Below are 18,577 nucleotides of genomic sequence, written 5' to 3' on the forward strand. Positions count from 1 at the left end.
CGCGCGCGGGCCCGCCCCCGCGCTCGCGCGCGCGGGGCGTGGGCCGCGCCCGGCCCCCCTCCCCCCCCCCCCCCGGGCCGGGGGCGGCTCGGGGCGCTCCCGCCACTCCAGCAGCCGGGCGGGCACGCCGGGGGCACTGACGGTCAGCGCCGAGGGCTCCACCATGAGCCCGTCGCCGGTGGCCTTGAGCACGGCCTCCTTGCGGGCCCAGTAGCGGATGAAGGCAGCGGTACGCTCCTCGGGCGCCAGCGGCTCCAGCTCGGCCCGCTCGCGTGCGGTGAGCACGTCCAGCGGCAGGCTCCGGCCTTCGGTGATCTCCTCCACGTCGACGCCGACCTGGCCCGCGGTCGTCAGCGCGACCATGACCCGCTGCCCCGAGTGGGACAGCGAGAGCTCCAGCGAGGTCCCGGGCAGTGTCGGCTTCCCGTGCGGCGGACGGTCACCGGGCTCGACGCAGTACTTGCACACCGGGACGATGACGACATCACGCGGGTCGATGGAGAGCTGGGCCCCGACCACCTGGCGGGCCAGCACATGCGCGGTCAGATAGAGCGCCCGGGCGCCTTCGACACGGAACTGGGCGCAGCGCTCCCGTTCGACGTCGTCCAGCAGATCGAGCAGCTCGGGCTTCCAGCAGGCCTCGGCCGACCAGACATGGCACTCCCCGGCCCCCAGCAGCGCGATATCGGTGGTCATCCGAAAACCTCAGCCCTCTTCAAGCCACTCCCCCAGACTCCGTATGGGGGACCCCAACCACCGAGTGCCCGTCACCGGAATGCTCAAGCCACATTCACGCGCTGGCCGGGAGGGGCCGCCTCCAGCCACGCCAGGAAGCCGGTGAGCGCGTCCTCGCTCATCGCCAGCTCCAGCCGGGTCCCCCGGTGCAGACAGCCGAGGATCACGGCGTCGGAGAGCAGCGCCAGCTCCTCCTCGCCCTCCGGCAGTCGGCGCGCCAGCACCTCGATCGCGGCCCGCTCCAGCACCCGACGGGGACGCGGGGCGTACGAGAAGACCCGGAACCACTCGATCCGGTCACCGCTGTAGCGAGCGACCCCGTATACCCAGCCCTTACCGGAGTGGTCGTCCTTCTCGGGTACGTTCCAGCGCAGGCTGCAGTCGAACGTGCCGCCCGAGCGCTGGATCAGCCTGCGGCGCAGACCGAAGACGAAGAGCCCGATCAACACCAGGGCGACGGCCAGACCGCTTACGAGCAGAGCGAGGACCATCTCCACCGACCTCCTCGTTTCGTCCCGTAGCGGTATGCGTTCTCGCGAGTGTGCGGTCCACGCCCAGGAATACGCCTGGGGATATGCCTACACCCGCGCTTGCACTTGCTCCTGCACTTGCATCGCCTCAGCCGCGGCCCGGTCTGGAGAAGTCCAGCCTGGCCGCGGCTGAGGGTGGTACATGGTCTCGGAACGCTAGTGCACCGCGACCGCGCGCAGCCGGACCTCGGCGCGCCGCTCGGCGGCGGCGTCGTCGTCGGCCTTGGCGCGCTCCAGCGCGCGCTCAGCGCGCTGCTGGTCGATCTCGTCAGCCAGCTCGGCGATCTCCGCGAGCAGCGACAGCTTGTCGTCGGCGAACGAGATGAAACCGCCGTGCACAGCGGCGACGACCGTTCCCTCGCTCGTACGGATGGTCACCGGGCCCGACTCCAGCACACCGAGCAGCGGCTGGTGACCGGGCATGACGCCGATGTCGCCGGACGTGGTGCGCGCGACGACCAGGGTGGCCTCACCGGACCAGACCTGGCGGTCGGCGGCGACCAGCTCGACGTGCAGCTCAGCAGCCAAGGGTGGCTCCTCGGGTCACCACCCGGCGGTTCTGCCGGGTGTTGGGTCATAAGTCTAGTAGGGCTCGGACGCGGAAAACGCCCGGGCGGAATGCGAAGGGGGGCGGGACGGCACCCGCCCCCCTTCACCAGTCAGCTCACGGCTACGTCAGCGGACTCAGGAAACGCCGAGGTCCTTCGCGTTGGCCTTGAGGTCCTCGAGGCCACCGCACATGAAGAACGCCTGCTCCGGGAAGTGGTCGAACTCGCCGTCACAGATCGCGTTGAACGCGGCGATCGACTCGTCCAGCGGCACGTCCGAACCGTCCACGCCGGTGAACTGCTTCGCCGCGTGGGTGTTCTGGGACAGGAAGCGCTCGACACGACGGGCGCGGTGCACGACGAGCTTGTCCTCTTCGCCGAGCTCGTCGATACCGAGGATCGCGATGATGTCCTGGAGGTCCTTGTACTTCTGCAGGATCCCCTTGACGCGCATGGCGGCGGAGTAGTGGTCCTGCGAGATGTAGCGCGGGTCCAGGATGCGGGACGTGGAGTCCAGCGGGTCCACCGCGGGGTAGATGCCCTTCTCGGAGATCGGACGGGACAGAACCGTCGTCGCGTCGAGGTGGGCGAAGGTGGTGGCCGGCGCCGGGTCGGTCAGGTCGTCGGCGGGGACGTAGATCGCCTGCATCGAGGTGATCGAGTGACCGCGGGTCGAGGTGATGCGCTCCTGGAGGAGGCCCATCTCGTCGGCGAGGTTCGGCTGGTAGCCCACCGCGGACGGCATACGGCCGAGCAGGGTGGACACCTCGGAACCGGCCTGGGTGAAGCGGAAGATGTTGTCGATGAAGAACAGCACGTCCTGCTTCTGCACATCGCGGAAGTACTCCGCCATGGTCAGACCGGCCAGCGCGACACGCAGACGGGTGCCCGGGGGCTCGTCCATCTGGCCGAAGACCAGCGCGGTCTTGTCCAGAACGCCGGACTCCTCCATCTCCGCGATGAGGTCGTTGCCCTCACGGGTGCGCTCACCGACACCGGCGAACACGGAAACACCCTCGTGCAGCTTGGCCACACGCATGATCATTTCCTGGATGAGGACGGTCTTGCCCACACCCGCGCCACCGAACAGACCGATCTTTCCACCCTTGACGTACGGGGTGAGAAGGTCGACGACCTTCAGGCCGGTCTCGAACATCTCGGTCTTCGACTCGAGGTCCTCGAACTTCGGGGCCTTGCGGTGGATCGCCCAGCGCTCGGTCTCCTGGCCGTTGGCCTCGGGCTCGTTCAGCACCTCACCGAGGGTGTTGAACACCTTGCCCTTGGTGAAGTCACCGACCGGGACGGTGATGCCCGTGCCCGTGTCGGTCACCGGGGCCTGGCGGACCAGGCCGTCGGTGGGCTGCATCGAGATGGTGCGGACAACGCCCTCACCGAGGTGCTGCGCGACCTCGAGCGTCAGCGTCTTGGTGGTACCCGGGTTGGCCGGGTCCGGCACGTCGACGTTCAGGGCGTTGTAGATCTCCGGCATCGCGTCGACGGGGAACTCCACGTCGACGACCGGGCCGATGACCCGGGCGACGCGGCCGGTGGCCACGGCGGTCGGCTCAACAGTGGTGGTCATTAGTAGTCACTCCCCGCGGTCGCGTCGGCCAGGGCGCTCGCGCCACCGACGATCTCGCTGATTTCCTGGGTGATGTCGGCCTGGCGGGCCGCATTGGCAAGTCGGGTGTACGTGTTGATCAGATCACCGGCGTTGTCGGTGGCCGACTTCATCGCCTTGCGCCGGGACGCGTGCTCGGACGCGGCCGCCTGGAGCAGGGCGTTGTAGATACGGCTCTCGACATAGCGCGGGAGAAGGGCGTCGAGGACGTCCTCCGCCGACGGCTCGAAGTCGAACAGCGGGAGGATCTCACTCTTCGTGGTCTCCGCCGCCTCCTCGCCCTTCTTCTCGGCGAGGCTGAGCGGCAGCAGCCGGTTGTCCACCGGGGTCTGCGTCAGCATCGAGACGAACTCGGTGAACACGATGTGGAGCTCGTCCACACCGCCCTCGGCCGTGTCCTTCTCGATCGCCTCGATCAGGGGCGCCGCGACCGCCTTGGCGTTCGCGTACGAGGGGTTGTCGGTGAATCCGGTCCACGAGTCCGCGACCTTGAGCTCACGGAACCCGTAGTAGGCCACGCCCTTGCGGCCGACGATGAACGTGTCGACCTCCTTGCCCTCCGCGCGCAGCCGCTCGGTGAGCCGGGCAGCCGCCTTGATCGCGTTGGACGAGTAGCCGCCGGCCAGACCGCGGTCGCTCGTGATGAGCAGGACCGCGGAACGGACCGGAGACTCGGCCTCTGTGGTGAGCGGGTGCTTGGTGTTCGACCCGGTCGCCACCGCCGTGACCGCGCGGGTCAGCTCGGTCGCGTACGGCGTGGATGCCGCCACCTTGCGCTGCGCCTTGACGATGCGCGAGGCGGAGATCATCTCCATCGCCTTGGTGATCTTCTTCGTCGCGGTGACCGACTTGATGCGACGCTTGTAGACCCGGAGCTGGGCTCCCATGAGTCAGGTCCCTTCCGTCGTCACTTCGAGACGTTGACGGCGGCCGGGGCGTCCTCACCGAGCAACTTGCCGTCCGAGGTCTCGAACTGCTTCTTGAAGGCGGCGATCTCGTCCGCGACCTTCGCCAGGGTGTCATCGGACATCTTGCCGCCCTCACGGATGCTGGTCATCAGCGAACCGTGCTCGCGGTGCAGGTAGTCCAGCAGCTCACGCTCGAAGCGACGGATGTCCTCGACCGGGACGTCGTCCATCTTGCCGGTGGTACCGGCCCAGATCGAGACGACCTGGTCCTCGGTGGAGTACGGGGCGTACTGCGCCTGCTTCAGCAGCTCGACCATGCGCTTACCGCGCTCCAGGGCGGACTTCGACGCGGCGTCCAGGTCGGAACCGAAGGCGGCGAACGCCTCCAGCTCGCGGTACTGGGCGAGGTCCACACGAAGACGGCCGGAGACCTGCTTCATGGCCTTGTGCTGGGCGGAGCCACCGACACGGGAGACCGAGATACCGACGTTCAGAGCCGGGCGCTGGCCGGCGTTGAACAGGTCGGACTCCAGGAAGCACTGGCCGTCGGTGATGGAGATGACGTTGGTCGGGATGAACGCCGAGACGTCGTTGGCCTTGGTCTCGACGATCGGCAGACCGGTCATCGAGCCGGCACCCATGTCGTCGGAGAGCTTGGCGCAGCGCTCCAGCAGACGGGAGTGCAGGTAGAAGACGTCACCCGGGTAGGCCTCACGGCCCGGCGGGCGGCGCAGCAGCAGCGACACGGCGCGGTAGGCGTCGGCCTGCTTCGACAGGTCGTCGAAGATGATGAGGACGTGCTTGCCCTCGTACATCCAGTGCTGGCCGATGGCCGAACCGGTGTACGGGGCCAGGTACTTGAAGCCGGCCGGGTCGGACGCCGGGGCGGCGACGATGGTCGTGTACTCCAGGGCGCCGGCCTCTTCCAGCGCGCCGCGCACGGACGCGATGGTGGAGCCCTTCTGGCCGATGGCGACGTAGATGCAGCGGACCTGCTTGTTCACGTCGCCCGAGCGCCAGTTGTCGCGCTGGTTGATGATCGTGTCGATCGCCAGAGCGGTCTTGCCGGTCTGACGGTCACCGATGATCAGCTGACGCTGACCACGGCCGACCGGGGTCATCGCGTCGACGGCCTTGTAGCCCGTCTCCATGGGCTCGTGCACCGACTTGCGCTGCATGACCGTGGGGGCCTGCAGTTCGAGGGCGCGGCGGCCCGAGGTCTCGATCTCGCCGAGGCCGTCGATCGGGTTGCCGAGCGGGTCGACCACACGGCCGAGGTAGCCCTCGCCGACGGCGACGGACAGCACCTCGCCGGTGCGCTGGACCGGCTGGCCCTCCTCGACACCGCTGAACTCGCCGAGAACGATGGCACCGATCTCGCGCTCCTCGAGGTTGAGGGCGAGACCGAGGGTGCCGTCCTCGAACCGCAGCAGTTCGTTGGCCATGGTCGAGGGCAGACCCTCGACCTTCGCGATGCCGTCGCCGGCAAGGCTGACCGTACCGACCTCCTCGCGCGAGGCCGCGTCCGGCTTGTACGACTGGACAAAGTTCTCCAGCGCGTCCCGGATCTCCTCCGGCCGGATCGTGAGCTCCGCCATCTGGGTTCCCTGCTCTCCTTGTTGGGCCCGAAGTTTCTTTGGGGGTCTGGGGGCGACCCCCAGGAATCCTCTGCGGCCCAACTGGGCCGCTGTGCCATGCGTGTTTCTGTTGTGGCCTGGTCGCCTTGCGGTGACCGGTCAGCCGCCGATACGGCGCTGCGCCTCGGCGATCCGGTCGGCGATCGTGCCGTCGATGACCTCGTCGCCGATCCGCACCGAGATCCCGCCGAGGACCTCGGGGTCCACGTCCAGGTTCAGGTGCATCTCACGTCCGTACATCCGCGCCAGCACGCCTCCGAGGCGCTGCTTCTGCTGATCGCTCAGCGGCACCGCGGAGGTGACGACGGCGACCACGCGGTCGCGGCGCGCCGCGGCCAGCTTGGAAAGGGAGTCGAGTCCCTGTTCCAGGCTACGTCCCCGGGGCGCGGTGCCCAGGCGGACCACCAGACGCTCGGTGACCGGGTTGGTCTTGCCGCCGAGCAGCCCGCGCAGCAGGCCGCCCTTCGCGGACGCCGTGGCGGAGCGGTCTGCCAGCGCGGCCCTCAGGTCGGAACTGGAGGCGACGATCCGGCCGAACCGGAACAGTTCGTCCTCGACCTCGTCCAGCGCACCAGCCCGCTGAGCAGCGACGAGGTCGGCGGTGTTCGCCAGCTCCTCGGTCGCGTCCACCAGGTCCCGGGACTGGGACCAGCGGGAGCGGACCATGCCGGAGACCAGGTCGACGGTCTCGCCGCCCACCTGACCGCTGAGCAGTCGCGCGGCCAGCTCGGCCTTGGCCTCGCCGGCCTGCGCCGGGTCGGTCAGGACCCGACGCAGCGACACCTCGCGGTCGAGCAGCGCGGTGACGGCGGCCAGCTCGTCGGCGAGCTTCGCAGCGTCGACCGACGTGTTGTCGGTCAGCGCGTCGAGACGCTCACGCGCGGCAGCCAGTGCCTCGCGGCTCGCTCCGTTCATCGCGCGGCCTCGGCCTTCTCCTCGAGCTCGTCGAGGAAGCGGTCGATCGTGCGGCTCTGGCGGGCGTGGTCGTCGAGCGACTCACCCACCAGCTTGCCGGCCAGGTCGGTGGCGAGCTTGCCGACGTCCTGGCGCAGCGCGGTGGCCGCGGACTTGCGGTCCGCCTCGATCTGGGCGTGGCCGGCGGCGACGATCTCCTCGCGCTGACGCTGGCCTTCCGCCCTCATCTCGGCGATGATCGCGGCGCCCTGCTCCGTTGCCTCCTGGCGCAGACGCGCGGCCTCGTGGCGGGCCTCGGCCAGCTGTGCCTTGTACTGCTCAAGCACACTCTGGGCCTCGACCTGGGCCGATTCGGCCTTCTCGATGCCGCCCTCGATGGCCTCGCGGCGCTGCTCCAGAACCTTGTTGATGTTCGGGAGAAGCTTCTTGGCGAGGAAGCCGAAGACGATGACGAAGGCGATCAGGCCGATGACGAGCTCGTCGAGATGCGGGATCAGAGGATTCTGAGGCTCCTCCGCGGCCGCAAGGAACAGAGCGTTCACATCAGTGCCTTCCGTGAAAGGGGTTGGGCTGTCGGTCCGGCTTACTGGTAGACGAAGCCCATGACGATGCCGATGAGGGCGAGCGCCTCACAGAAGGCGAAACCCATGATCTGGTTGGTGCGGATCAGGCCGGCCGCCTCGGGCTGACGGGCGAGGGCCTGGGTGCCGTTACCGAAGATGATGCCGACGCCGACGCCGGGGCCGATCGCAGCGAGGCCGTAGCCGATCGACGCGACGTTGCCGACGACGTTCGTCTTCGCGGAGCCTTCGGCGGCGGCGAGGTTGATCATGTCGAGAGCAGCGGACATGCCGTTACTTCCTTCTCTTTCAATGACCCGGTGGGGGTTGGCCACCGGACGTCTGCTGGTTTTGGACCGGGCCGGGCCTGAGCCCGTCGCTCAGTGGTGCTCGGCGAGCGCGCCCTGGATGTAGCTGGAGGCCAGGAGCACGAAGACGTACGCCTGGACGGCCTGGATGAAGAGCTCGAAGGCGGTCATCACGAGGACCATGGCGAAGGAGGCCGTGGCGTAGACGAAGCCGAGGCCGTTCATCAGGTACCACGTGGCCACGGTGAACATCACGATCAGCAGGTGACCGGCGAACATGTTCGCGAACAGTCGGACCGCGTGGGTGAAGGGCCGGATGAGGAGGTTCGAGAGGAACTCCAGGCCCATGATCACCGGCAGGATGGCCTTGGGGAGCGTCGCGTCGTAGCCGAGGATGTTCTTCCAGCCGCCCACGAAGCCGTGCTTCTTGAAGGTCAGGCTGACCCACATCACGTACACGATCGCCGCCAGGACCGCCGGGAAGGCGATCAGCGAGGTGACCGGGAACTGGGCGAGCGGGATGATGGACCAGAGGTTCATGATCCACACGAAGAAGAACAACGAGACCATGAACGGCACGTACTTCTCGCCGTCCTTCTTCCCGATGATCTCGTAGACGATGCCCCGGCGGACGAAGTCGTATCCGGCCTCACCGACCATCTGGAGCTTGCCCGGGACCATCTTCGGCTTGGCGAACGCGGCCCAGAAGAAGCCGACGACCACGATGGAGCTCAGCAGCGCGAGAAGCATCGGCTTGCTGAACTCGAAGCCACCCACGGTGAAGATGGGCTCATACAGGAAGGTGTGCAGGCCCGGAGCAGGGAATCCACATTCGGTGAAGATGTGGCAGCTCGCGTCGAAGGCAAGCGTCTGGTCAGCACTCACCGCGGGCTCCTTCAGCGTGGCGCATAGGTACGGCAACCTCGTTGTGTCGGCGCGGCACGCAGCCGCGGGTCGGCACTGGACTGTTCTTACAGGTAAGGGGGCGGCGGTTCGGCGTCGAGCCTCGCGCTGGGACAGGCGTCAGCTCGGATGCCCGCGCCCGCAGTGCCGCAGTTGGCACCGGACGATAGCAGGATCGTGAACGGGGGTTTATCCCGGCCCTACCTCTCATGCCGTCGACCCAGTCTTCTCGGGCCTTCCGGCCGTCGAGGACTGCGGGTCGACGTAAAGAATCTTGGCCTTCATGTAGGCACGCGCCTGCGCGGTGACCCAGACAACGGTTGCCGCGAGCAGGGTGAAGGCCATGGCCTTCGAGTGGAACAGCGTGGTGTCCCGGAACACCGCCATGAACACGAACAGCAGCAGCAGCTGAGCCGTGTAGAGCAGCAGCCCCATCGCCTGGAAGAGGTGCGGGAAGTGTTTGGCGGTGCGCTGGAGGACCACCATGCCGGCGCCCATGAAGGTGATCACCACCAGGGTGCCGACGACCGCTCCGACGGCACCCTTTCCCCCGGCGACCACCCCGCTCACGACCGCGGCGATGACGCCTGCGGCAGCGGTGGGTACGGCGGCGAGGAGGACGGTGCGGGCGTCGTTGGACAGCATGGCGGCAGCTCCGCTGATGGTGGGGGCAGTGGTGTCGTCATGGACGAGCGTAGAGCCGGTCCGAGGCGAGTCTCGGGGCCAAAGGGCCGTCGCACTACGGACCTTCGGCTCTGTATCCGGTTCTCGTGAACGGTATCACAAACTATTTGAATAGGTCTTTACCCAGAGGTGTGCCAACTCTCACACATGAGAGTGACCCCGCGCGTGTGTGCACGACAGCGGGAGCTTTTGTCTGGTATTGGGGGCAATCGAACTGTGGGGAGCGATCCCCCACCGCCGCCACAGCACCCTTTCCGGCTCGCGTTGCCGCCTCCTACGTCAACCGGGCGTTCCCGCCTTACGCCGGTCCGTGAAGCGCGATCGGGCGCCGATGGCTGTCGCTCCGTTGATGCCGGCCGGGACAGGGACCCGCTCGCTGGCCGCGGTGTCCGTCCCATCGAGCACGGAGGAAGTGATCCCAGCCGGCTCAGCCTCGTACGGGGGCAGGGTGTCGGACGGCTCTTCGGACCGCTCCTCGCCGTGGGGCGGCACGGCGGCGGACAGCACCGGCTGCTCGCGGCGCCGACGGTAGCGCGGCGGTACGAACGCCTCCGCCCACCGAGGGGCGCGGGGCGTGAAGCGGGGCAGCAGCAGAAGCACAAGGCCGACGGCGCTCAGCCCCACGATGCCCAGCACGATCCACATCGACGCCGAGTGCACCGAATAGGCGACAACCCCGAAGGCGATCAGCGCCGACCAGAAGTACATGATCAGCACAGCACGGCTGTGCGAGTGCCCGATCTCCAGCAGCCGGTGGTGCAGATGGCCGCGGTCGGCGGCGAACGGCGACTTTCCGTTCCAGGTCCGGCGGACGATCGCCAGCAGCAGATCGGCGAGCGGGATCGCGATGATCGTCAGCGGCAGCAGCAGCGGGATGAAGACCGGCAGCGCCGCGTGGGTGGCCTCGCGGGTGCCGCCCTCGAACAGCTTCAGCGCGTCCGGGTCCACCTGGCCCGTCACCGAGATCGCGGACGCCGCCAGCACCAGACCGATCAGCATCGAGCCGGAGTCGCCCATGAAGATCCGCGCGGGGTGCATGTTGTGCGGCAGGAAGCCCAGGCACATGCCCATCAGGATCGCGGCGAAGAGGGTCGCGGGCGCGGCGGCCTCGATCGTGTAGCCATACCAGATGCGGTACGCGTACAGAAAGAACGCCGCGGTGGCGATGCACACCATGCCCGCGGCGAGGCCGTCCAGACCGTCCACGAAGTTCACCGCGTTGATGGTGATGACCACCAGGGCGACGGTGAGCAGGGTGCCCTGCCACTGGGTGAGCGCGACCGTGCCGATGCCCGGGATGGGCAGCCAGAGAATCGTCAGACCCTGGACGACCATCACACCCGCGGCGATCATCTGAGCGCCCAGTTTGATCAGCGCGTCAATCTCGAACTTGTCGTCGAGCACACCGATCAGCCAGATCAGCGCGGCGCCCGAAAGCAGGGCACGCGGCTCGTTGGACAGCTCGAAGACGGTGTTGAGGTTGGTCAGGTGGTCCGCGACCAGCAGCCCCGCGCACAGGCCGAAGAACATGGCGATTCCACCGAGCCGCGGAGTCGGTTCTCGGTGTACGTCACGGGCGCGGATCTCCGGCATCGCTCCGGTCGCGATGGCGAACTTCCGCACCGGACCGGTGAGCAGATAGGTCACCGCCGCCGTGATACAGAGCGTCAGCAGGTAATCACGCACGGGCTGCCCCACAGGTATCGCTGGCCATCTCAGCCTCACACCCTAGCTTTGTTGGCCTTGTGGGTGAGGACTTCGGGAAGGTGAGAACGGTTGCATCCGGCCTGGCTCCGGCCCGATCCGCGCCCGCGCCGGGCTCAACAGGGCGGGAAGCGCCCGGTCAGCTCCCGCACCTCTTCGCGCACCCGCCTGGCCTCGTCGGCACCCCCGGGCGCCCGTAGCGCCAGGGCGAACAGGGCCGCTATCCGGACCATCTCCGCCTCGCCCATGCCCTGGGTGGTGACGGCCGCGGTGCCCAGCCGGACCCCGCGCCCGTCGCCGTACGGCAGCGCACATGTGTCCAGGACCATCCCGGCGGCTCCGAGCCTGCCCCGGACCACGCGCCCGTCCACGCCCAGTGGGGCGGGATCCGCCATGATCAGGTGGGTGTCGGTGCCCCCTGTGGTGATGGCGAAGCCCTCGTCGGCCAGTGCGGCGGCCAGCACCCGGGCATTGGCCACGACCTTGCGGGCGTACTCGGCGAACCCCGGCGTCGCCGCCTCGCCGAACGCGACGGCTTTGGCGGCGATGGTGTGCATCTGGGCGCCGCCCTGGGTGAACGGGAAGACCGCCCGGTCGATGCGCTCGCCGAGATGGCTTCCGCACAGCAGCATCCCTCCGCGCGGACCGCGAAGCACCTTGTGTGTCGTGGCGCATACGACGTCCGCGTAGGGCACGGGGTTCGGTGCCACACCCCCGGCGATCAGGCCCATCGGATGGGCGGAGTCCACGATCAGATAGGCACCCACCTCGTCGGCGATCGCGCGGAACTCGGCGTAGTCGGGGTGGCGCGGATACGAGATCGACCCGCAGACGATCGCCTTGGGCCGGTGCTCCCGCGCCAGGGCGCGCACCTGGTCGTAGTCGAGCAGTCCGGTCTCCGCGTCCACCCCGTACGGGACGAAGTCGAACCAGCGGCCCGAGAAGTTCGCCGGAGAGCCGTGCGTGAGGTGCCCACCGAAGGCCAGCCCCATCGCCAGCACGGTGTCCCCGGGGCGCAGCAGCGCGGCGTACGCGGCGAGCACGGCGGACGAGCCCGAGTGCGGCTGTACGTTCGCGTGGCCGGCGCCGAACAGCGCCTTCGCACGGTCGATGGCGATGCGCTCGGCAGCGTCCACCAACTCGCAGCCACCGTGGTAGCGCATGCCCGGGTAGCCCTCGGCGTACTTGTTGGCGAGCCGTGAGCCGAGTGCGGCGAGCACAGCGGGTGAAGTGAAGTTCTCGGCGGCGATGAGCTGCAGGCAGTCGGTCTGCCTCGCGGTCTCGCCCAGGATGACCTCGGCGATCTCCGGGTCCTGGCGGCGCAGCGCCGCGAGTCCGGGAGAGCGGGCGGCGTCGAGCGCCGCCGTCGGTTCGGCCGTCGGTTCGGCCTGCGTGACCGGCGCGGCTGAGGCTTCGGTGCTGCTGCTGACCGGCATGGTGTGCTCCGGGCATCAGATGGGCTGGTGCGATCCAATGTAGGCCGCTGTCGGCCCGTCCGCGCACTGTTCCGCCGGTTTCCGCCGGTCCGGGTCCTGCCTCCCCGCGCGTAAAGGCGCACGCGGGCGCCGCAGGGGCTCGACAGCGCCTTTACGCTGGTCCCGCTCCGGGCGGGTCCGGGTCCTGTCCGAGCCCTTCCACGTCAGGCCTCAAGGCGTATGCCGTGTGGCCCAAGGGCTCGACGGCACCTTCCGCACCGGTTCCCGAACCGACCCGGGCCGGCCCCCGCCGCGCGCGAAGCCAGGCGATCCGCCCTGACGCAGGCGCCGGTACGCCGCCGGCGCTCGCAGGCTCCCCTGTCAGCGGCTCGCGGGCACGCCGGTCAGTGCCGTCACCACCGGGTCAAGCGCCTGGTTGATCTCGTCGCCGATCGAGCGGAAGAACGTGATCGGCGCCCCGTACGGGTCGTACACCTCGTCCGCCTCCGCGCTCGGCGCGAGCAGCCAGCCGCGCAACGCCGCCGCTGCGCGGACCAGAGCCCTGGCCCGCTCCACGAAACCGTCGCTGCGCGGGTCCGGCAGCGTCGCCGGATCTATCGCCCGAACGAGCCGTGTGAACTCCTTCAGCGTGAACGTGCGCAGTCCGGCGGAGTGGCCCATGGAAATGACCTGCGCCCGGTGGTCACGGGTCGCCGTCAGCACCAGATCGGCGCGGATGACGTGCTCGTCGAGCAGCTCCCGCCCGGTGAAGCCGCTCGGGTCGGCGCCGAAGTCGGCCAGGACCGTCTCGGCGTTCGGCTCCATGGGCGCGCCTTCATGCCCCCAGGTGCCCGCGCTCTCCACGATCAGCCCGCCCGCCGACAGGTCTCCCAGGCGGTCGCGGAGGGCATGCCGCGTCAGCCGCTCGGTGATCGGCGAGCGGCAGACGTTGCCCGTGCTGACGTGGAGGATCCTGAAGGTGTCGCCGCCGTTCACCGGACCTATGCCACGCTCCTCAGAGGGGGTCACTGGGCCGGTCCCCGGCCGTGCGACGCCGCGCTCATGGAGCCACCTCGAGGTCGGGTACCACCTTCCGCAGCTCGTCCGCCTCAAGCGCCCCGGCCCGCAGCAGGACCGGCACCTTCCCCGTGACGTCGACAATCGAGGACGGCACGATGCCGGGAGTCGGGCCGCCGTCGAGGTAGACGGACACGGAGTCGCCGAGCATGCCCTGGGCGGCGTCGCAGTCCTCCGGCGCCGGGTGGCCGGTCAGGTTCGCGGAGGACACCGCCATCGGGCCGACCTCCGTGAGCAGCTCGATCGCGACCGGGTGCAGCGGCATCCGGATGGCGACCGTGCCCCGGGTGTCACCGAGGTCCCACTGCAGCGACGGCTGGTGCCTGGCGACCAGCGTCAGCGCGCCCGGCCAGAAGGCGTCGACAAGCTCCCACGCCTTCTCCGAGAAGTCGGTGACCAGACCGTGCAGGGTGTTCGGCGAGCCGATGAGCACGGGCGTGGGCATGTTGCGGCCACGGCCCTTGGCGTCCAGCAGATCGCTGACGGCCTCACCGCTGAACGCGTCCGCGCCGATGCCATACACGGTGTCGGTGGGCAGCACCACCAGCTCACCGCGGCGCACAGCCGATGCCGCCTCGCGCAGACCGGTGGTGCGATCGGTCGCGTCGTTGCAGTCGTATCGCCGAGCCATCAGCGGGCCTCCTTCATTTCGAGCACTCGGTCTACCTCCGAGGCGCTCCAGCGTGCGTCGACAGTCGATCGTGCCCGGCCCGCCCCCTGCCTTCGGGGCGTGAGCCCCCACGTTCCTCGGGGCCCGCACGCGGTCTCCGACAGGCACAGGTGGGTCATGGCGTCGCCTTGCGCGCGGTCGCGAACCGCGGGCGGTTGTTCAGGTCCGGGTGGTCGGCCGCGTCCGCCCAGCCGGACTCCTCGTTGAAGATCCACGGCACTTGGCCGCCCTGGGTGTCCGCGTGCTCCACGACGACGAGGCCGCCGGGACGCAGCAGCCGGTGGGCGGTGCGCTCGATACCGCGGATGGTGTCCAGCCCGTCCTCACCGGAGAAGAGCGCCATCTGCGGGTCGTGGTCGCGTGCCTCGGGAGCGACGTACTCCCACTCCGTGAGCGGGATGTACGGAGGATTGGAGATCACCAGGTCGACCTGGCCGTCGAGCTCGGGCAGTGCGCCGAGCGCGTTCCCGTGGTGCACGGTGACCCGGGAGCCCTCGGCGTTCTTGCGGGTCCAGTCGATCGCCTGGTCCGACAGTTCCACGGCGTGCACCCGGGAGCGCGGCACCTCCTGCGCGATGGCGAGCGCGATGGCTCCGGAGCCCGAGCACAGGTCCACGACCAGCGGCTCGACCACGTCCATCGCCCGCACGGCGTCTATGGCCCAGCCGACGACCGACTCGGTCTCGGGGCGTGGCACGAACACGCCGGGACCCACCTGGAGCTCCAGATAGCGGAAGAAGGCCCGTCCGGTGATGTGCTGGAGCGGCTCGCGGGCCTCCCGGCGGGCGACCGCCTCCCAGTAGCGGGCGTCGAAGTCCGCGTCCTTGACCAGGTGCAGCTCGCCGCGCTTGACGCCGTGCACGAACGCGGCGAGCTCCTCCGCGTCGAAACGTGGCGAGGGCACGCCTGCGTCGGCCAGCCGCTGGGTGGCCTGGGCCACTTCGGCAAGCAGCAGGGATCGGGGGTACGGGGGTCGTCCCCCCGGGAGCGACTGCACGCTGGTCCTCCGGGCCGGTCGGTTCTGTCTCGCCTGTGTTGCCTGTCTTGCTGTCTTGCCTGTCGTGCTCTGCCGGCACTCGCTCGCCCGGCAGCCGGACACGGACGTTCTCGAATCGCCCGCCGCCGCCTCGTACCGCTTACGCGGCGGCGAGCTTCGCCGCGGAGTCGGCGTCGACACAGGCCTGGATCACCGCGTCCAGCTCCCCGTCGAGCACCTGGTCCAAGTTGTACGCCTTGAATCCGACGCGGTGGTCCGAGATGCGGTTTTCCGGGAAGTTGTATGTACGGATCTTCTCGGAGCGGTCCACCGTGCGCACCTGGCTGCGCCGGGCGTCGGCGGCCTCGCGCTCGGCCTCCTCCTGCGCTGCGGCGAGCAGCCTGGAGCGCAGGATACGCATGGCCTGCTCCTTGTTCTGGAGCTGGCTCTTCTCGTTCTGGCAGGACGCGACGACTCCGGTCGGGACATGCGTGATGCGCACCGCGGAGTCGGTGGTGTTGACGGACTGCCCGCCGGGCCCCGACGAGCGGTAGACGTCGATCCGCAGGTCGTTGGGGTTGATCTCCACCTCGACCTCCTCGGCCTCCGGGGTGACCAGCACGCCTGCGGCGGAGGTGTGGATACGGCCCTGCGACTCGGTGGCCGGCACCCGCTGCACCCGGTGCACGCCGCCCTCGTACTTCAGCCGGGCCCAGACGCCCTGGCCGGGCTCGGGGGTCGCGTTGCCCTTCAGCTTCACGGCGACCTGGACGTCCTTGTAGCCGCCGAGTTCGGACTCGGTGGCGTCGATGATCTCGGTCTTCCAGCCGACGCGCTCGGCATAGCGCAGGTACATGCGGAGCAGATCGCCGGCGAACAGCGCCGACTCGTCACCGCCGGCACCCGCCTTGATCTCCAGGATGACGTCCTTGTCGTCGCTGGGGTCGCGCGGGACGAGCAGCAGCCGCAGCTTGTCGGTGAGCTCCTCGCGCTGCTTGTCCAGCTCCTTGACCTCAGCGGCGAAGTCGGGGTCGTCGTGGGCGAGCTCGCGGGCGGTCTCGATGTCGTCCCCGGTCTGCTTCCAGGAGCGGTACGTGGCGACGATCGGGGTCAGCTCGGCGTAGCGCTTGTTGAGCTTGCGCGCGTTGGCCTGGTCGGCGTGGACCGAAGGATCGGCGAGCTTCTTCTCGAGATCGGCGTGCTCGCCGATCAGTTCCTCGACCGCCTCGAACATCGGGGGCTCCTGGTATGCGTACGAAAGTGCTGCGGGGGTGCTGCGGGATGACGCTGTCGCCGGTCCGGGGGTGGTTTCCCAGGCATCCCGGCCCCGCGGGGGCGGGGACGGCAAAGCGCCGGTCCCGGCCGCCCGCGCGGGGGCAGCCGGGAACCGGCGCAGTGGCTCGCTACTTCTTGGCGGAGCCGGCAGCCTTGCCGAAGCGGGCCTCGAAGCGGGCCACACGGCCACCGGTGTCGAGGATCTTCTGCTTGCCCGTGTAGAACGGGTGGCACTCGGAGCAGACCTCGGCGCGGATGGTGCCGCTGTCGATCGTGCTGCGGGTGGTGAACGACGCGCCGCAGGTGCAGCTCACCTGGGTCTCGACGTACTCGGGGTGGATGTCGCGCTTCAAGGTGTCTCCTAGATTCGGGAGGGCACCGGGTCGCACGCGCGGGATGCGGGTACGTGAACCGGGGCCGACGTACCAGTCTGCCAGGACCGGCCGTATCTCCCAAAACCGGGGTGGGGCCGCGGGTATTCCCGGCTTCCGGACCGATCGCCCGGCCCGCCCTCCCCGGCGCCCGGACCCGTCCGGCCGGCCGTCCGGGACGGCCGGCAGGCCGGCCCCCGACCTGATCCGCCACGACCAGGACTACCCGCGCGGGCTACTTCACGACGTCCGCGGCCTGGCCCTCTGCGGCGCCCTTGGTCGCGGAAGCGGGGATCGGCTGGTCCGCTGCGAGGGCCTTCCAGACCTGCTGGGACTGCTTTTCCAGCGGGCTCACCCGGTTGGGGTCGATCTTGTCGTACTGGACCGGCAACGTGATCATGTTGACGTCGTCGGCGCCGAGCCCCTTGAGGCCGCGCGCGAAGCCGGTGAGCTCCGGGACCGAGTCGAGATCCGAGTCGGGGGTGATCGCCTTGGTGGCGCTGTCGGCGAGGCCGTAGAGCTTGTCCGGACTGCTGAGCACGCCGACGCTCTTGACCTGCTGGATCAGCGCCTTGATGAACGCCTGCTGGAGCTGGATGCGCCCCAGGTCGCTGCCGTCGCCGACGGTCTTGCGGGTGCGGACGAGGGCAAGCGCCTGCTCGCCGTCGAGGGTGTGGGTGCCGGGTTCGAGGTCGAGATGGCTCTTGCTGTCCTTGATCGCCTTGTTGGTGGTGACCTTGACGCCGCCGAGCTCGTCGATGATCTCCTGGAAGCCGCTGAAGTCGACCTCTATGTAGTGGTCCATGCGGATGCCGGACATCTGCTCGACGGTCTTGACCGCGCAGGCGGGCCCGCCGACCTGGTACGCCGTGTTGAACATGGCGCGGGACTGGCCCCGTACGTCGTTGCCGTCGCCGTCGGTGCAGTCCGGGCGGTCTATGAGGGTGTCGCGGGGCACGGAGACGACCGCGGCCTTCTTGTGGCCCTCGTAGACGTGCACGATCATCGCGGTGTCGGAGCGGGCGCTGCCCTCGTCCGTACCGTACTTGGAGTTGTCGCCGGCGCGGGAGTCGGAGCCCAGGACAAGGATGTCCATCGATCCGTTGTCCACGTCGTCGGGACGGTCCGTGCCGAGCTGGGCGTTGATGTCGACGCCCTGGATGTTGCCGTTGAGCTTGAAGTAGAGATATCCCAGACCGGATCCGCCGGCGAGCACCAGACCGCCCGCCACCCAGGCGGTGGCCGTCACGGCGCGGCGCCGCCCCGTGGGCCGCTTGCGGCGCTTGCCGGTCGCGCGTATTCGACTGCCTTTGCTCTCGTCGGCCATATCCCCTCGAGTCCTCGTCGGTCCTCTGCCCTCGCCGTCGCGTTCCGGCATGGTTTGTCCGCCATGTCAAATTTTGTTACGCCACTTGTATGACGGCCAGGCGACGAGAAGGGTTGCACAGGGACTTATGAGGCCCGTGGGAGTGACATGGCCACCGGCAGAGAAGGAACTGTGCGTTCCTTGTGAAACGGCGTGCACAGCCCCTCGTTCACCTGCGGGTTCCATGGCGTTCCGCAGGGCGACGGCCACCTGTCCCCGGCGGACTCCGGGGAGCGGTGTGTGGCGAACGTCCCATGCGGGCTGCGGGAAACGGCCGGAAAACGGCGGTGGGGGGGGGGCGGCGGGGGGGGGGGGGGGCGGGGGGCCGCGGGCCGCGGCCGGGGGCGGCCGGCCCGCCCGACCGACGTGTGGGG

The 18,577-nt window shown here is 69.2% G+C and carries 19 protein-coding genes; all 19 read right to left on the reverse strand.

The window, feature by feature from the left end; genetic code table 11:
* Positions 1–696: 4'-phosphopantetheinyl transferase family protein (locus ACFWI9_RS24390; protein WP_387165155.1), on the reverse strand; the 696-nt coding region annotated here is incomplete at its 3' end.
* Positions 697–779: 83 nt separating this feature from the next.
* On the reverse strand, positions 780–1,226 hold the full coding sequence (locus ACFWI9_RS24395; RefSeq protein WP_387165156.1) for a DUF2550 domain-containing protein: 447 nt from the start codon (positions 1,224–1,226) through the stop codon (positions 780–782).
* Between the two features lie 195 nt (positions 1,227–1,421).
* Positions 1,422–1,793, reverse strand: a complete 372-nt coding sequence (locus ACFWI9_RS24400; RefSeq protein WP_387165158.1) for a F0F1 ATP synthase subunit epsilon — start codon at positions 1,791–1,793, stop codon at positions 1,422–1,424.
* A gap of 156 nt (positions 1,794–1,949) precedes the next feature.
* On the reverse strand, positions 1,950–3,395 hold the full coding sequence (atpD, locus tag ACFWI9_RS24405; protein WP_387165159.1) for a F0F1 ATP synthase subunit beta: 1,446 nt from the start codon (positions 3,393–3,395) through the stop codon (positions 1,950–1,952).
* Positions 3,395–4,321 (reverse strand): F0F1 ATP synthase subunit gamma, encoded by a 927-nt coding sequence (locus ACFWI9_RS24410; RefSeq protein WP_387165160.1) that lies wholly within the window; start codon positions 4,319–4,321, stop codon positions 3,395–3,397. Before ACFWI9_RS24410 ends, atpD begins: the two co-directional genes overlap by 1 nt.
* A gap of 20 nt (positions 4,322–4,341) precedes the next feature.
* On the reverse strand, positions 4,342–5,940 hold the full coding sequence (atpA, locus tag ACFWI9_RS24415) for a F0F1 ATP synthase subunit alpha (RefSeq protein WP_387165162.1): 1,599 nt from the start codon (positions 5,938–5,940) through the stop codon (positions 4,342–4,344).
* Positions 5,941–6,078: 138 nt separating this feature from the next.
* Positions 6,079–6,894 (reverse strand): F0F1 ATP synthase subunit delta, encoded by an 816-nt coding sequence (locus tag ACFWI9_RS24420; protein ID WP_387165163.1) that lies wholly within the window; start codon positions 6,892–6,894, stop codon positions 6,079–6,081.
* Entirely contained in the window at positions 6,891–7,436 is a 546-nt protein-coding gene (locus ACFWI9_RS24425; RefSeq protein ID WP_338672985.1) for a F0F1 ATP synthase subunit B, read from the reverse strand. Before ACFWI9_RS24425 ends, ACFWI9_RS24420 begins: the two co-directional genes overlap by 4 nt.
* 41 nt (positions 7,437–7,477) lie before the next feature.
* Complete coding sequence (gene atpE, locus ACFWI9_RS24430) at positions 7,478–7,744, reverse strand: ATP synthase F0 subunit C (protein WP_209496827.1); 267 nt, start codon at positions 7,742–7,744, stop codon at positions 7,478–7,480.
* A gap of 90 nt (positions 7,745–7,834) precedes the next feature.
* On the reverse strand, positions 7,835–8,647 hold the full coding sequence (gene atpB, locus ACFWI9_RS24435) for a F0F1 ATP synthase subunit A (protein ID WP_387165166.1): 813 nt from the start codon (positions 8,645–8,647) through the stop codon (positions 7,835–7,837).
* Positions 8,648–8,872: 225 nt separating this feature from the next.
* Positions 8,873–9,310: a hypothetical protein gene (locus ACFWI9_RS24440; RefSeq protein ID WP_387165167.1), complete on the reverse strand. Its 438-nt coding sequence runs from the start codon at positions 9,308–9,310 to the stop codon at positions 8,873–8,875.
* Between the two features lie 318 nt (positions 9,311–9,628).
* On the reverse strand, positions 9,629–11,035 hold the full coding sequence (locus tag ACFWI9_RS24445; RefSeq protein WP_387165168.1) for an MraY family glycosyltransferase: 1,407 nt from the start codon (positions 11,033–11,035) through the stop codon (positions 9,629–9,631).
* Between the two features lie 134 nt (positions 11,036–11,169).
* Positions 11,170–12,489, reverse strand: coding sequence for a serine hydroxymethyltransferase (glyA, locus tag ACFWI9_RS24450; protein ID WP_387165169.1), 1,320 nt, complete (start codon positions 12,487–12,489; stop codon positions 11,170–11,172).
* 360 nt (positions 12,490–12,849) lie between these two features.
* Positions 12,850–13,497: a protein-tyrosine-phosphatase gene (locus ACFWI9_RS24455; RefSeq protein ID WP_387165170.1), complete on the reverse strand. Its 648-nt coding sequence runs from the start codon at positions 13,495–13,497 to the stop codon at positions 12,850–12,852.
* A 31-nt stretch (positions 13,498–13,528) separates the two neighbouring features.
* On the reverse strand, positions 13,529–14,176 hold the full coding sequence (locus ACFWI9_RS24460) for an L-threonylcarbamoyladenylate synthase (protein WP_387165172.1): 648 nt from the start codon (positions 14,174–14,176) through the stop codon (positions 13,529–13,531).
* A gap of 154 nt (positions 14,177–14,330) precedes the next feature.
* Entirely contained in the window at positions 14,331–15,212 is an 882-nt protein-coding gene (gene prmC, locus ACFWI9_RS24465) for a peptide chain release factor N(5)-glutamine methyltransferase (RefSeq protein WP_387165174.1), read from the reverse strand.
* 139 nt (positions 15,213–15,351) lie between these two features.
* Entirely contained in the window at positions 15,352–16,425 is a 1,074-nt protein-coding gene (gene prfA / locus ACFWI9_RS24470) for a peptide chain release factor 1 (protein WP_387165176.1), read from the reverse strand.
* 169 nt (positions 16,426–16,594) lie between these two features.
* Positions 16,595–16,819, reverse strand: coding sequence for a 50S ribosomal protein L31 (gene rpmE, locus ACFWI9_RS24475; RefSeq protein WP_355833260.1), 225 nt, complete (start codon positions 16,817–16,819; stop codon positions 16,595–16,597).
* A gap of 253 nt (positions 16,820–17,072) precedes the next feature.
* Positions 17,073–18,164 carry an LCP family protein gene (locus ACFWI9_RS24480; protein WP_387165178.1) on the reverse strand — a complete coding sequence of 364 codons (1,092 nt, stop codon included), beginning with the start codon at positions 18,162–18,164 and terminating at the stop codon, positions 17,073–17,075.
* Positions 18,165–18,577: the final 413 nt, after the last annotated feature.

It is taken from the genome of Streptomyces sp. NPDC127084 (genome assembly GCF_042724175.1).
Taxonomy (GTDB): Bacteria; Actinomycetota; Actinomycetes; order Streptomycetales; family Streptomycetaceae; genus Streptomyces.

Bases quoted from the DNA above. Each gene is read 5' to 3' on its own strand.
- atpD (WP_387165159.1), bottom strand. From the start codon at position 3,395: ATGACCACCACTGTTGAGCCGACCGCCGTGGCCACCGGCCGCGTCGCC.
- ACFWI9_RS24440 (WP_387165167.1), bottom strand. From the start codon at position 9,310: ATGCTGTCCAACGACGCCCGCACCGTCCTCCTCGCCGCCGTACCCACC.
- ACFWI9_RS24420 (WP_387165163.1), bottom strand. From the start codon at position 6,894: ATGAACGGAGCGAGCCGCGAGGCACTGGCTGCCGCGCGTGAGCGTCTC.
- atpA (WP_387165162.1), bottom strand. From the start codon at position 5,940: ATGGCGGAGCTCACGATCCGGCCGGAGGAGATCCGGGACGCGCTGGAG.
- prfA (WP_387165176.1), bottom strand. From the start codon at position 16,425: ATGTTCGAGGCGGTCGAGGAACTGATCGGCGAGCACGCCGATCTCGAG.
- ACFWI9_RS24410 (WP_387165160.1), bottom strand. From the start codon at position 4,321: ATGGGAGCCCAGCTCCGGGTCTACAAGCGTCGCATCAAGTCGGTCACC.
- atpE (WP_209496827.1), bottom strand. From the start codon at position 7,744: ATGTCCGCTGCTCTCGACATGATCAACCTCGCCGCCGCCGAAGGCTCC.
- ACFWI9_RS24395 (WP_387165156.1), bottom strand. From the start codon at position 1,226: ATGGTCCTCGCTCTGCTCGTAAGCGGTCTGGCCGTCGCCCTGGTGTTG.
- glyA (WP_387165169.1), bottom strand. From the start codon at position 12,489: ATGCCGGTCAGCAGCAGCACCGAAGCCTCAGCCGCGCCGGTCACGCAG.
- ACFWI9_RS24480 (WP_387165178.1), bottom strand. From the start codon at position 18,164: ATGGCCGACGAGAGCAAAGGCAGTCGAATACGCGCGACCGGCAAGCGC.
- ACFWI9_RS24460 (WP_387165172.1), bottom strand. From the start codon at position 14,176: ATGGCTCGGCGATACGACTGCAACGACGCGACCGATCGCACCACCGGT.